Origin of the sequence: Psychrobacter sp. T6-6 (assembly GCF_052258185.1) — a bacterium.
Classification (GTDB): Bacteria; Pseudomonadota; Gammaproteobacteria; order Pseudomonadales; family Moraxellaceae; genus Psychrobacter.
In genome coordinates this window covers 64,510-77,858 of the sequence record NZ_JBQQEX010000007.1, presented here as the reverse complement: position 1 = coordinate 77,858, position 13,349 = coordinate 64,510, and the positions used below count along the sequence as shown (strand labels likewise).

Below are 13,349 nucleotides of genomic sequence, written 5' to 3'. Positions count from 1 at the left end.
TGTAATCCTTATTCGTTATTCGCTGTTTCACTAGTAGAAGTAGTAGTGTTCGCTACGTCTTCACCAGCATCAGCCATTTGTACATCTTGACCAGCTTTTAAGGTAACATAGGCTTTTTTATAGTCGTTACGACGGCCGATGCTTTTACCAAAACGCTTTGTCTTACCTTTAACATTCAAAGTGTTTACTTTAGTAACTTCAACACCTTCAAACATCAACTCAACTGCTTTCTTGACTTCAAGCTTAGTAGCATTAGAATCAATTTTAAATACCTGCACACCAAGTGAGTCGCCAAGCATTTGAGATTTTTCTGAGAATACAGGTCCTCTTAAGACCTGATAAAGTCTTGCGTTGTTCATGCTAGTGCTTCCTCAAATTGTTTCGCAGCTTCAACTGACATGATCACTTTATCAAATGCGATCAAGCTCACTGGATCCACTTCGCCTGTACCAAGTACGTTGACGTGTGGAATGTTGCGAGCAGCTAAGTATAAGTTCTCGTCAACTTCTTTAGTGACGATCAATGCACGAGGTGCACCAAGCTCATTTAGCTTTGCAATCAGTTCTTTAGTTTTCGGCCCAGAAACGCTCAACTCTTCTACCAAAATCAGACGCTCTTGACGAATCAATTCTGCTAGGATGCACTGCATCGCACCGCGATACATTTTACGGTTTACTTTCTGTGACCAATCTTGTGGTTTTGCAGCGAATGCACGACCACCTGAACGCCATATTGGGCTACGAATAGAGCCCGCACGAGCGCGACCAGTACCTTTTTGGCGCCATGGCTTGATACCACCGCCAGAAACTTCGGCACGGGTTTTTTGTGCGCGTGTACCTTGACGAGCACCAGCTAAATAAGCGGTGACGACCTGATGCACTAGTGCTTCGTTGAATTCACGACCAAAAGCCGTATCAGAAAGCTCAACCGCCGCACCTGTAACTGTTTTTAAATCCACGTTAATCCCCTTGCTTAGGCTTTGACTGACGGACGTACGATAACATCGCCACCGGTGGCACCTGGGATAGCACCCTTGATGACAAGTAACCCTTTTTCGGCATCAACCGAAATCACTTCTAGGCCTTGAACAGTAACACGCTTGTTACCCATCTGGCCCGCCATCTTCTTGCCTTTGAATACTTTACCTGGTGACTGGTTTTGACCAGTTGAACCATGCGCACGATGAGACACTGAGTTACCATGAGTAGCATCTTGCATACTAAAGTTGTGACGCTTTACTGGACCCTGAAAGCCTTTACCTTTGCTCTGTCCTGTCACATCAACCATCTGACCTTGTTCGAACAAATCAGCTAGAATCTCGCCACCAATCTCACGACCTTCAAGATCGCTTTCGTTGGCACGGAATTCCCAAACACCACGGCCAGCTTTAACACCAGCTTTAGCGAAGTGACCTTTTTGTGCTGCAGTTACGCGGCTGTCACGACGGGTACCTGTAGTGATTTGGATGGCTTGATAACCATCTACATCAGTACTTTTTACTTGAGTAATGCGGTTTGCATCGACCTCAACTACTGTTACAGGGATAGATGCGCCTGCTTCAGTGAAGACACGGGTCATGCCGCACTTTTTACCGACTAAACCGATCGCCATTTTAGACCTCTTTATATCTTATATTAATGGGTTGGGTGTGCATTAACCCAAAGCAATTTGAACGTCAACACCCGCCGCTAAATCTAATTTCATTAGCGCATCCACAGTTTTGTCAGTAGGTTGAACGATATCAACCATACGCTTATGAGTACGGATTTCGTACTGATCACGAGCGTCTTTGTTAACGTGTGGTGAGGTTAGAACGTTGAAGCGCTCAATGCGAGTCGGCAACGGTACAGGACCACAAACTTGCGCACCGGTGCGCTTTGCAGTATCAACAATCTCTTGTGCAGATTGATCAATCAGACGATGATCAAAAGACTTAAGACGGATACGGATTCTCTGGTTAGCCATGCCAGCAAGCTCCTAATATGTGCTTTCGTCATTCTTGCGTTGCAAGATCATGATCAAAAGCAGTTTGGTTAAATATTCACTTAAAGCGGCCTTCTGTTCTTAACCAGAATGAGTTCTTTATCCGAACTTATAGCGTGCCAAAAGCAAAATAGTTTAAAGCCCCGCCGACCCTCCTATAATGGATGTCAGCAAAGGCATAATGAAATAGTGCTAGAAACGATGCTCCAGCTGTAATAGCGCCAGCTTTTCTGTTCAGCTGCGCGTATATAATTCAGTGGTGTATATTATACACAGTATTTTGGTCATTGCAAGGGCAATATATTTGAGAGTTTCATATACCAACTCTGAAAATTTCTCACATATAAGTTTATTTATTACTTAGACCTATTAACTGCGCTTAATAATAACTATTGATATCGCTAATCCAGAACAATATCGTACTGTTCTTGGGTATATAGGTTTTCTACATCAAAAGTAATCACTCTACCTAGTAGATACTCTAAATCGGCTACTGTGTCTGACTCTGTTGTGAGTAGTAAGTCAATAACTGCCGCATGAGCCACTACCGTGAATTTTTTGGGAGAGTTATATGTACGAGCACATCGCATGATCTCACGGAATATCTCAAAACAAACCGTTTCTGCGGTTTTTACGAACCCGCGACCCTGACAGGTAGAACAAGGCTCACAAAGCTGCTGACCTAATGACTCACGTGTACGCTTACGTGTCATCTCCACCAATCCAAGCTCACTGACTTGTGTAATCTTGGTTTTGGCATAGTCTTGAGTAAGCTGTGACTGTAGGCTCTCTAGTACATCATCTTTGTGCTGTTGCTCCAGCATGTCGATAAAATCTAGGATAATAATACCGCCCAGATTACGTAGACGCAACTGACGCGCAATGGCATGTGTGGCTTCTAGATTAGTCTTATAGACAGTGTCTTCTAATGACCGGCCACCCACAAAAGAGCCTGTATTGACGTCAATAGTGGTCATGGCTTCTGTTTGATCGATAATCAGATACCCACCGGACTTTAGATCAACACGGCGTTTTAGGGCATCACGCAAGTCATCCTCGACACGGTGTACATCGAACAGTGACAGCTCTGCCGTATAATGCACAATTCTGTCATAGATGAAGGGTACAAACTCTTTGGCAAAGTATCTGATTTGCTCATAAATTTGTGTGTTATCGACGATGACTTTTTCGGTATCAGCATGCACTAGATCGCGGATAGAACGCAGCGGTAAAGATAACTCTTGATAAATCAGCTCTGAGCTCTGGTTATGGTTGATCTCTTGACGACGAGCGCAGATAGTACGCCACAGCTGTAGTAGATAATAGATGTCTTCTTCTAGCTTATCAACAGGGACACGCTCAGCGGCAGTACGAGCAATGAGACCGCCTTTTAGATTGACTGTCTGCATCAAGCTACTGAGCTCAGTTTTCAGTCGCGTGCGTTCTTCGTCACCATCAATACGCTGTGATATACCAATATGATCGCTTGACGGTAAATAAACCAAATAACGTGATGGTAGCGATATGTTAGTCGTTAAGCGCGCACCTTTGCTCCCTAACTGATCTTTGGTCACCTGCACCAAGATGCGCTGACTTTCATGCAGACGGTGCTGAATCAAAGTCTTTGAAGCGGGCACGACTTCAGTGCTTTTTGCACTGATAACTGGTGGGGTTACCTCTAAGTTATCTGCAGAGGTCTCTATAGTGGACCTACTATCATTAGTTTCTTTTTTAGTCTCTGTAGCCGTTTTATTTTTATTTTCTACGACTGGGCGAGGCTCTCGTTGCATGTCGTTGACATGCAAAAACGCGGTTCTTGACTGTCCGATATCGACAAAAGCTGCCTGCATACCAGGAAGGACACGCACAACCGTACCTAAATAGATATTGCCGACCAAACCCAGTTTGTGATGTCGCTCAATATAAATCTCACCCAAGATGCCGTTATCTAAAACCGCAACACGGGATTCCATTGGACTAATATTAATCAGCAGCTCTTCGGACATAGTTTTTTCTCTTATCTCTCAGCTTTTTTGTTAGACGTTCATCGCCTATTCTTTTTACAGTGTAACAAATGCAGCTTACTCTTGCCCATTACCCTACCGTGTCATTATGTGCATAACCGATATGATAGGTTGATTGCGTTTACCCTGTGCTATGTGCTCTCGCTACCCTCTGCCATATCTTTGATCAATGCCAATGTTTGTGCCAATGGTAGACCAACAACATTGGTATAACTACCGTTAATACGGTCAACCCAAGCTGCGCCCAAACCTTGAATACCATAGCCGCCTGCTTTATCAGCGGGCTCTCCGCTATCCCAGTAATCGCTCATCATCTGCGTGGTTAACGGTATAAAGGTCACCTCTGTACGTTCAGTGAATTGCTGCTGATCAACAACCTGGAAGTCTTTGATACGGTCTGGTGTATGGCCTTCTTTTTTTGATAGCAACTGTACTCGAGTTGCTTGCACAGCTGTCCACACTTCATGAACATTGTCAGACATCTGCTGCCACATTCTATAAGCATGCTCGCGATCGACTGGTTTGACCAGGACTGTCTTACCATCTGATAGTACACCAATGGTGTCGGAGGTCAGAATAACAACTGACTCGGCAAAGCTATCCTCATGATCCTCATCTATATTCAGTGTTTGGTTTAATTGCTCTATAGCAGCAGCAGCTTTGGTCGCGACCATACGTTCGATATAGTCTTTTGGCAATTCATCAACTTGCTGGGTCTCATCGATGTCTACGCTTAGAACCCTAAAATCTAACTGCGCTCTGGCTAGTAACTCTCGACGACGCGGCGAACCAGACGCTAAAATGATATTCATCACTTTTCTCTTTATTTATCAAAATATAATATATGGGTTTGCTGAATAGGTTGGCAAATACAAAAGCGACTGTGACTGTGACTGTGACTGTGACTGTGACAATGCAACCATCAATAACAGTGCTGTCATTAACGTGCGAATTTGCGTAGCGCCAACAGTATAAGTGGCCAACTGATAATACTCATGATGAGTGACAGTGCAGATTTTGCGACAAAGATGTTTTGGACAAATAGTTGCAGTATCCATAGATTCAACTGAAAAACGAACAATCCTAGGCTGGCGATCAACCACGCGCTAATTGTGTTTAACTGCCTAACATAAATACTGACAATCTTGATCACAAGGGCAACCACAACCGCTGCAAACGCTTGCTGCCCCAAATGGGTATCCATCAGTAAGTCTGCAATAAGCCCAATGGTAAATGCGGTAAAGATACCGACATAGCGCGGCTGAAATAGCAGCCAATAGATCAGTACCATAATCATAACCATAGGGCGCAAGGTTGCCATACTAGGACTTAATGGATAGACATTGAGTGAGGAGGCAACGATAAAGCTTAGGGCAATGACCACAATCAATAGCGCCGTTGAATTCTCAGAATCAGGATACGACATGAGTACTTACCTTAGCGATTGTGTGGTGGCAACTGTTATATTGTAGGATGAATACTAAAAGGGCAAATACTGTGAGTACCATTTGATAACAGAGTTACCTAACGAGCAAGCTATTCGATAGCTTTACGCTAAACATGATGCGATCAATGTTTACTGACTCATAATAGTATTGTTTTTATTGGGCATCTTGTCTTGGAGTATCAACACATAGGCATTATCAATAAAGTTGGCAGCGGGCGTAATTTCGATACTTCTGAAATTATCGGCTTGCTCGTCTTTGATATGAGCAATACGGCCAACACGGTAGCCTGCTGGGATACGTCCACCCAATCCCGACGATACCAACTCATCACCGACGCGTACATCTGAGGTCTTAAAGACATAGTTAAGGCTTAACGCAGATGGGATACCCTGACCTGTCACGATAGCTCGCTGACCAGTACGCTTGACAGTGACTGCAACTGACTGCTGCTCATCAGTAATCAGTAGTAAGCGACTGGTATTAGGATAGACATTGATAATCTGCCCCAAAATACCATCTTCATCAATGACTGTCTGTCCAACTTGCACGCCATCTTGCTCGCCCTTATTGAGCACAACAATCTGTCTGAGCAGGTTGGTATCGGTACCGATGACTTGCGCCAAGTTAAGATCAAACTGCTCGGGTTTGGTCGTCGACAAAATACCTTGCAAGCGCGCATTTTGTGCCAAGATATAATCTTGCTGCTGCAGCTTTGCGTGTGCATGAATAAGTTGCGATTTTAATTGCATGTTTTCGCGGCGCAGTGCTTCTTTTGATTGTAGGCTACCACTCGCCCAATGCTTGGCATAACTGGGCAATAAAGACAGCTCATAAATAGGCTGCATAGCGGCATGACTGGTATTACGCACTGGATTGAACCATTCCGAATTTTTGCTATCAAACCACATCAGTATTGAGGCCACTATCAATACGATAGCAGTCTTACGAAGTGATAATGCCTGGCGCGCAAAAATACTTGGGGTCATAAGTCGTCTAATTTAAGAATTCTAAAATGAGCAATAGCACGGGGTTAGAGCGTGAGTGTTTATCGATAATATTGGGTTCTAGCATGGTTCAATGCAATTAAAGGCAGCACAACTGGCTACCTTTAATATTGTAAACTGCGATCTCACAGAATATTTAGCTGTCATAAAGCATGATAGACGCTATAACGACAACCTCACACTCATGAGTAAACGCTACTTAAACAAAAATCATGTTCAAGCTTTTGTTATTGATGAAATCAAGCGCAATACCACCACCGCGGCTAACACAGGTTAATGGATCTTCTGCTACAGTCACTGGCAAGCCTGTCTCTTGTGAGATAAGCTTATCAAGATCGCGTAACAATGCGCCGCCACCCGTCAATACAATACCACGCTCAGCGATGTCTGATGATAACTCTGGCGGTGTCTGCTCAAGGGCTACTTTTACAGCGCTGATAATACCGCTCAATGGGTCGGTTAATGCTTTTTGCACTTCTTCTGAATTGACGATAAAGGTCTTTGGTACGCCCTCTGCCATACTACGACCACGCACTTCTACCTCTAGCTTGCTGTCTTCATTCAATGCAGAGCCGACTTCTTTTTTGATGCGCTCAGCGGTCGTCTCACCGATCACACAACCGTGCGTACGGCGTACGTGTGTGATAATCGCTTCGTCAAACATATCGCCACCGATGCGAATAGATTCAGCATAGACACAACCAGACAGCGCGATAACGGCAATCTCAGTCGTACCACCACCAATATCAACGACCATAGAACCACTGGCTTCGTGAACAGGCATGCCAGCGCCGATAGCCGCAGCCATAGGCTCTTCTAGTAGCAACACTTTGCTTGCGCCCGCTGATGATACCGCTTCGCGAATCGCCTTACGTTCAACCAATGTAGACTTACAGGGTACACAGACCACCACGTTAGGCTGCGCCATAAAACGCTTGGCTTTTACTTTAGCAATGAAGTGCTTTAGCATTTTTTGCGTCACTTCAAAATCAGCAATCACGCCGTCCTTCAACGGGCGAATCGCTGTGATGTTCGCAGGTGTACGACCTAACATCTGCTTGGCATCAATACCAACAGCAGCGACGGTCGGGTTTTGAGTACGATTGCTTCGTAACGCGACCACCGTGGGCTCGTCAAGCACGACGCCTTTATTAGGAATAAAAATTAGGGTGTTCGCAGTACCGAGGTCGATAGCGATATTATTTGATAAAAATCCAAACAGGTTCATGACTAATATATCCAGCGTCTTACGAATGAGGCGAATGAGATTGACTGAGGGGTTACTCGTCAGTGTTGAGCAGGTCATCGTTAGACAGTAACGGCAGCGAAATTAAGTCATCGCAACCCGTCAAACCTAAGCAATAATGATGAAATGAAAAACTGAGCTAAATTATACCGATTTAGCTCAAAAAAAACATAGATATTTGCATCAGTAAGCAAGGATTTTTGTCTTAGACGCCAAAAGTTGTTACAAAGTTTGAAATAGTAGTGACTATCATTCCATTCAATGAAACATCATTTATTCTGATAACTAACAAGGCTCTACAGGCAGATGATTGTTTTACTTAACAGCAGATGCATACTGTAACGTATTTTAGAACCTAATTGGGGAGCAATTGAGAATCAATCGGCAATTATACGCGTAGTTTTGCAAATGTTTGTGTCGCTCTGTTTATACACCCTTATATCATCAGTCCATCTTGGTTGATATTGTGCATCAATCAAGCCTCATACTCTGTAAACTTGAGTCAGATGCTTTATAATAAGCCAACTTTATAGCCAATTACATTTGAGCACTTATATATTCGCCCTGCCCCTACTCTAACAAAAACTGTCCTTAACTGGAGAAACTATGTCTCAGCAATCAGCAACGTCTGACAACACTGTCAGCCGTGAAGAAATCCTAGAAGTGGCCAACCTTGCCCGCTTGGGTGTCGATGAAAGCACGGCCGATAGCTATGCCGACGATATCAGTAAAGTATTAAAACTTATGAACACGTTATCTAACGTAGATACCACAGACATCAAGCCATTAGCCAATATCCACGAAGCTTGCCAAGAGCTACGTGTCGATGTGGCCAAGCACGATATCGAACGCGAGCGCAATCAATCGGTAGCGCCTGCCGTTGAAGATGGCTTGTATCTGGTACCACAGGTGATCGAATAGTCATGTCACATGACAGTGATTAGCGCGCCTAATCACGTATTTGCCATTATCTCATCTTATTTTATGCTATTAACATTTTGACGGACGACACCTTATGTCTGAACTTCATCTATTAAGTACCGATCAGCTCATTATGGGCTTGCAAGACAAACAATTTAGCAGCGCAGAATTAACCGAGCACTATATCAAGCGCATCGACGCGCTAGACAGCAAGATCAATAGCTTTATCACGCATACTTCTGAGACTGCACGTGCACAAGCAAAAGCAGCAGACGAGATGCGTACACAAGGCGATAAGCGTCCGCTACTTGGCCTGCCTATGGCGCACAAAGACATCTTTTGTACCCAAGGCGTATTGACGACTTGTGGCTCAAAGATGCTGCATAACTTTGTCTCACCATATAACGCGACCATCGTCTCTAATATCGACAACGCTGGCATGATTAGCTTGGGCAAGCTCAACATGGATGAGTTTGCAATGGGCTCAGACAACAGCAGCTCGTACTACGGTACTGTACAGAATCCTTGGAACCTAGAGCGCGTCCCTGGTGGTTCATCAGGTGGTAGTGCTGCCGCGGTTGCCGCTGGTTTTGTGCCAGTTGCTACCGGTAGTGATACAGGTGGCTCTATTCGTCAGCCTGCTTCATTCTGCGGACTAACTGGTATCAAGCCTACTTATGGCCGTGTGTCACGCTTTGGTATGATTGCCTATGCCTCAAGTCTAGACCAAGCCGGTAGCATGGGACGTAGCGCAAAAGACTGTGCCTACCTGCTACAGCCAATGATTGGTCATGATCCGCGTGATGCCACCTCTATCAAACATGAGATGCCTGACTACGTACAAGATATCAATGATGCAGAGGCTACTGCTGGTGATAAGCCATTTGAAGGTCTTCGTATCGGTGTGGCAAAAGAATACTTTGGCGCAGGGCTTGATAGTGAAGTTGAGCAAGCTGCCCGTGCCGCTCTAAAGAAATACGAAGAGCTAGGCGCAACGATTGTAGAAGTAAACATCACTGATCCTGAGATCACGCTTGCCACTTACTACATGCTAGCACCTGCCGAAGCGTCCTCAAACCTATCACGCTTCGATGGCGTACGCTTTGGCTATCGCTGTGAGAACCCAACGGATCTGATCGATCTATATACACGCTCACGCTCTGAAGGCTTTGGCCCTGAAGTACAGCGCCGTATCTTGACCGGCACTTATGCGCTATCGGCTGGCTACTTCGATGCTTACTATACAAAAGCACAGAAGATTCGCCGCCTAATCGTCAAAGACTTCGATGAAGCCTTTGCTAGCTGTGATGTGATTGCTAGTCCAACAGCACCGACAGCTGCCTATAAGCTGAGTGAAGACCTCGATCCTGCAACAATGTACTTGGGCGACGTCTACACCATCGCGGTCAACTTAGCAGGTCTGCCTGCGCTCAGTCAGCCAGTTGGTTTGACTAAAGAAGGTCTACCTATTGGCTTGCAATTAATCGGTAAGCACTGGCAAGAGAGTCAACTGCTTACGACTGCGCATCTATTCCAGCAGCATACTGATCATCATCTACAACACTCAGCCATCGCAAAGGAGACGGTATAATGAACACAGCTACTACTGATAACAATGCCGCCCGTGAACACGCCGTGCGTAAAGAGCTATTTGTTGATGGTTATGAAGTGGTCATCGGTATCGAGATTCACTGCCAGCTAAACACAGAAAGTAAAATATTCTCAAGTGCGCCGACTGACTTCGGTCATGAGCCAAACAGCCAAGCCAGTATCGTCGATTTGGGTCTACCTGGCGTATTGCCAGTGCTAAATGCTGGCGTGGTCGATCGCGCGTTAAAATTCGGTATTGGTGTCAATGCTGAGCTGGGTCTGTTTAATACGTTTGATCGTAAGAACTACTTTTACCCTGACTTACCTAAAGGCTATCAAATCACTCAGATGGCCAATCCTATCGTCGGCGTTGGCTATATCGATGTCGTGGTCAATGAAGGGGATAAGAACGAATATCCTAAACGTATGGGTATCACCCGCGCGCATCTAGAAGAAGATGCAGGTAAATCAGTGCATGATGCTGTCGACGGTATGACTGGTGTCGATCTTAACCGTGCTGGTACGCCGCTGATCGAAATCGTATCTGAGCCAGACATGCGCTCCGCTCACGAAGCATTGGCCTACATCAAAGCCATTCATCAGCTGGTCACTTGGCTTGGTATCTCAGACGCTGTAATGGCTGAAGGCTCATTCCGCTGTGATTGTAACGTCTCTGTGCGCAAACCAGGCGATGATCTCGGTACGCGCACTGAGCTGAAGAACCTAAACTCGTTCCGCTTTATCGAGCGTGCTATCAATCGTGAAATCGAGCGTCAAATCGATATTATTGAAGACGGCGGCAAAGTCGTCCAAGCAACGATGCTGTATGATCCAGAGCGTGATGAAACGCGTACCATGCGTACCAAAGAAGACGCCAACGACTATCGCTACTTCCCTGATCCTGACCTTCTACCTGTCCGTATCGAGCAGCATACGGTTGATGCGATCAAAGCCGCCATGCCTGAGCTACCAGTGGCTCGCCGTGCACGCTTTGAAGAAGCGCTTGGTCTATCAGAGTATGATGCGCGTATCTTGACGGGTAGCCGTCAACTTGCCGATTACTTCGAAGATGTGGTGGCTGAAATCGGTCAGTCAGATGCCAAAATGGCTGGCAACTGGGTCATGGGCGACTTGCTAGGTGCACTGAACAAAGATGACAAAGACATCGTCGACTCCCCTATCAGCGCCAAGCAGTTGGCTGGCATGCTAAAGCGTATCAAAGATGACACGCTATCTGGCAAACTGGCTAAGAAAGTCTTTAGTGCTCTATATGAGCGCGAAGGTGGCAATGACGATGACGCAGCAGATAAGATCATCAAAGACAAAGGCCTCAAGCAAGAAACTGACACTGGGGCTATCAAAGCCATGGTCGAAGACGTCATTGCAAAAAATGAAGCGATGGTAGAAGAATATCGCGGCGGTAAAGAAAAAGCCTTTAATGGTCTGGTCGGTCAGGTCATGAAAGCCAGCCGCGGTAGTGCTAACCCGCAGCAAGTGAACCAAATTCTAAAAGAGCTATTGGGTTAAAGTCACCTGCGCAATAAAGATACTGACTGTGATGCGTAGAATAATGTGGTAGATTTTGGCTAGTATAAATAGCCCTTGCAATATACATAATTTTGCGTAAAATAGTCAGTCATTCGGGGCGTAGCGCAGTCTGGTAGCGCACTACACTGGGGGTGTAGTGGTCGCAGGTTCAAATCCTGCCGTTCCGACCAAACATAGATATAGGGTAGACCGTCATTGACCGTCTACCCTTTATTTTGGACGCTTGTAGGCTAAACATCTTCTATAGCCCTCCATCATAAAACGTAGTAATCCACGTAGAATTGCGGTATATTTTACGGTATATTTTATACCGTCATGGAAATATACCGTCATGTCCCTAACTGATAGCCAAATCAAACGCCTCAAGCCATCTGACACTTGCACACCAAGCCGACCTGACAAATATAGCGACGGTAACAACCTACGCTTGTGGGTGCGTAGCACTGGCAGTAAGGTATGGGTATCTGACTACAAATATGCTGATAAACGTCAAAGCCTGACGATTGGAAAGTATCCCGCGATGAGCTTAGCCAATGCTCGCCAGCGCAACCAACAAATTAAAGACCTGATAGCACAAGGCATTAATCCTAAGCAGGATAAAAAGCGCTTGCAAGCAGATACTGACGGCACCAAAACATTTGATGCTCTAGCGCAACGCTGGCACAAAGAGCGAAAACCCCACATTGCACCTACTACTCATAGTCGTGACTATTCACAGTACCAGCGCGATATTAAGCCTACTATTGGTCATCTGAATATAGATGAGATTACCGCGCCTGATATTCTTTCTATTGGCAAAGATGTCGAAGCAAGGGGCGCTACTGATATGGCTCGACGCGCAATACGCCAAACAGGGCAGATATTCAAACAAGCTATACGCGAGGGCTTGATAACTCATAACCCAGCCAATGACTTAACGGAAGCTTTGCAACCGCATAAAGTTAAACACCATAGCCGCATAACCAGTCAACAGTTACCTAAATTACTTCAAGATATCGATGCGTATGGCGGCGACGTCCTGGTCAAGCTAGGTTTTTGGTTCATGTGCTACACGTTTGTGCGAACACAAGAGCTTCGTCTTATGGAATGGTCGGAAGTAGATTACAAGGCCAAGATATGGCGCATACCGGCCGAGAAGATGAAAATGGATAGACCTCATCTAGTACCACTCGCGCCACAAACAATGAAAATATTGCAAGAAATTAAAGCGATGGGCTTTTCAGATAAGTATGTGTTTTTCAATACGACAACGCGCAAACCTTACAGTACCAATGCTTTTATTACTGCCCTATGGCGCATGGGCTATAAAGGACGCATGACTGGTCACGGATTTCGAGGGCTTGCCAGCACAACCCTACATGAGCAAGAGTTTATGCACGAAGCAATAGAGCTACAGTTGGCACATGAGAAAGAAAACAAAATAAGTAAAGCTTATAACGGAGCGCAGCACCTGCCTTATCGAAAAGACATGATGCACCAATGGGCAAAATTCATCGATGATGCTTACGCTGGCAAGATTGATAATGTTACACACGGCAACTTCAAACAGCAAGCTCAGCAGTTAAGCTAAGGCTTAGCACCATTT

At 45.3% G+C, this 13,349-nt stretch carries 13 protein-coding genes and 1 tRNA gene; 5 read left to right on the top strand and 9 right to left on the bottom strand.

The annotated features are described in order from the left end of the window. Window positions 1-8: 8 nt before the first annotated feature. The 9 genes from rplW to ACTXGL_RS11115 form a co-directional block, all read right to left on the bottom strand. Window positions 9-359: a 50S ribosomal protein L23 gene (rplW, locus tag ACTXGL_RS11155; protein WP_319052268.1), complete on the bottom strand. Its 351-nt coding sequence runs from the start codon at window positions 357-359 to the stop codon at window positions 9-11. Continuing rightward, complete coding sequence (rplD, locus tag ACTXGL_RS11150; RefSeq protein WP_319052267.1) at window positions 356-958, bottom strand: 50S ribosomal protein L4; 603 nt, start codon at window positions 956-958, stop codon at window positions 356-358. Before rplD ends, rplW begins: the two co-directional genes overlap by 4 nt. 14 nt (window positions 959-972) lie before the next feature. Next, the gene (gene rplC, locus ACTXGL_RS11145) at window positions 973-1,611 is read right to left on the bottom strand and encodes a 50S ribosomal protein L3 (RefSeq protein WP_319052266.1); all 639 of its coding nucleotides are present in this window, start codon (window positions 1,609-1,611) and stop codon (window positions 973-975) included. A 42-nt stretch (window positions 1,612-1,653) separates the two neighbouring features. Further along, a complete protein-coding gene (rpsJ, locus tag ACTXGL_RS11140) occupies window positions 1,654-1,965 on the bottom strand; it encodes a 30S ribosomal protein S10 (protein WP_010196670.1) in 312 nt (103 codons plus the stop codon). Between the two features lie 419 nt (window positions 1,966-2,384). Then, window positions 2,385-3,989: an Rne/Rng family ribonuclease gene (locus ACTXGL_RS11135; RefSeq protein WP_443526866.1), complete on the bottom strand. Its 1,605-nt coding sequence runs from the start codon at window positions 3,987-3,989 to the stop codon at window positions 2,385-2,387. Between the two features lie 149 nt (window positions 3,990-4,138). Continuing rightward, window positions 4,139-4,819 (bottom strand): Maf family protein, encoded by a 681-nt coding sequence (locus tag ACTXGL_RS11130; RefSeq protein WP_443526865.1) that lies wholly within the window; start codon window positions 4,817-4,819, stop codon window positions 4,139-4,141. Window positions 4,820-4,947: 128 nt separating this feature from the next. Beyond that, window positions 4,948-5,433: a rod shape-determining protein MreD gene (gene mreD, locus ACTXGL_RS11125; protein ID WP_443526864.1), complete on the bottom strand. Its 486-nt coding sequence runs from the start codon at window positions 5,431-5,433 to the stop codon at window positions 4,948-4,950. A gap of 150 nt (window positions 5,434-5,583) precedes the next feature. Further along, window positions 5,584-6,441 carry a rod shape-determining protein MreC gene (gene mreC, locus ACTXGL_RS11120; protein WP_443526863.1) on the bottom strand — a complete coding sequence of 286 codons (858 nt, stop codon included), beginning with the start codon at window positions 6,439-6,441 and terminating at the stop codon, window positions 5,584-5,586. 217 nt (window positions 6,442-6,658) lie between these two features. Further along, a complete protein-coding gene (locus ACTXGL_RS11115) occupies window positions 6,659-7,696 on the bottom strand; it encodes a rod shape-determining protein (protein WP_319052277.1) in 1,038 nt (345 codons plus the stop codon). 615 nt (window positions 7,697-8,311) lie between these two features. Between ACTXGL_RS11115 and gatC the strand changes: the two genes are divergently transcribed. The 5 genes from gatC (at window position 8,312) to ACTXGL_RS11090 (ending at window position 13,334) form a co-directional block, all read left to right on the top strand. Next, complete coding sequence (gene gatC, locus ACTXGL_RS11110; protein ID WP_443526862.1) at window positions 8,312-8,626, top strand: Asp-tRNA(Asn)/Glu-tRNA(Gln) amidotransferase subunit GatC; 315 nt, start codon at window positions 8,312-8,314, stop codon at window positions 8,624-8,626. 94 nt (window positions 8,627-8,720) lie between these two features. Beyond that, complete coding sequence (gene gatA, locus ACTXGL_RS11105) at window positions 8,721-10,217, top strand: Asp-tRNA(Asn)/Glu-tRNA(Gln) amidotransferase subunit GatA (protein WP_443526861.1); 1,497 nt, start codon at window positions 8,721-8,723, stop codon at window positions 10,215-10,217. Beyond that, complete coding sequence (gene gatB / locus ACTXGL_RS11100) at window positions 10,217-11,743, top strand: Asp-tRNA(Asn)/Glu-tRNA(Gln) amidotransferase subunit GatB (protein WP_443526860.1); 1,527 nt, start codon at window positions 10,217-10,219, stop codon at window positions 11,741-11,743. The genes gatA and gatB overlap by 1 nt, the downstream gene beginning before the upstream one ends. Before the next feature lie 114 nt (window positions 11,744-11,857). Next, window positions 11,858-11,934 (top strand) — tRNA-Pro (locus tag ACTXGL_RS11095). Between the two features lie 161 nt (window positions 11,935-12,095). Beyond that, window positions 12,096-13,334 carry a tyrosine-type recombinase/integrase gene (locus ACTXGL_RS11090; protein WP_443526859.1) on the top strand — a complete coding sequence of 413 codons (1,239 nt, stop codon included), beginning with the start codon at window positions 12,096-12,098 and terminating at the stop codon, window positions 13,332-13,334. Window positions 13,335-13,349: the final 15 nt, after the last annotated feature.

Excerpts from the sequence above, each read along its gene's own strand:
- rplW (WP_319052268.1), bottom strand. The coding sequence starts at position 359 with ATGAACAACGCAAGACTTTATCAGGTCTTAAGAGGACCTGTATTCTCA.
- rplC (WP_319052266.1), bottom strand. The coding sequence starts at position 1,611 with ATGGCGATCGGTTTAGTCGGTAAAAAGTGCGGCATGACCCGTGTCTTC.
- rpsJ (WP_010196670.1), bottom strand. The coding sequence starts at position 1,965 with ATGGCTAACCAGAGAATCCGTATCCGTCTTAAGTCTTTTGATCATCGT.
- ACTXGL_RS11135 (WP_443526866.1), bottom strand. The coding sequence starts at position 3,989 with ATGTCCGAAGAGCTGCTGATTAATATTAGTCCAATGGAATCCCGTGTT.
- ACTXGL_RS11130 (WP_443526865.1), bottom strand. The coding sequence starts at position 4,819 with ATGAATATCATTTTAGCGTCTGGTTCGCCGCGTCGTCGAGAGTTACTA.
- mreD (WP_443526864.1), bottom strand. The coding sequence starts at position 5,433 with ATGTCGTATCCTGATTCTGAGAATTCAACGGCGCTATTGATTGTGGTC.
- mreC (WP_443526863.1), bottom strand. The coding sequence starts at position 6,441 with ATGACCCCAAGTATTTTTGCGCGCCAGGCATTATCACTTCGTAAGACT.
- gatC (WP_443526862.1), top strand. The coding sequence starts at position 8,312 with ATGTCTCAGCAATCAGCAACGTCTGACAACACTGTCAGCCGTGAAGAA.
- gatA (WP_443526861.1), top strand. The coding sequence starts at position 8,721 with ATGTCTGAACTTCATCTATTAAGTACCGATCAGCTCATTATGGGCTTG.
- gatB (WP_443526860.1), top strand. The coding sequence starts at position 10,217 with ATGAACACAGCTACTACTGATAACAATGCCGCCCGTGAACACGCCGTG.
- ACTXGL_RS11090 (WP_443526859.1), top strand. The coding sequence starts at position 12,096 with ATGTCCCTAACTGATAGCCAAATCAAACGCCTCAAGCCATCTGACACT.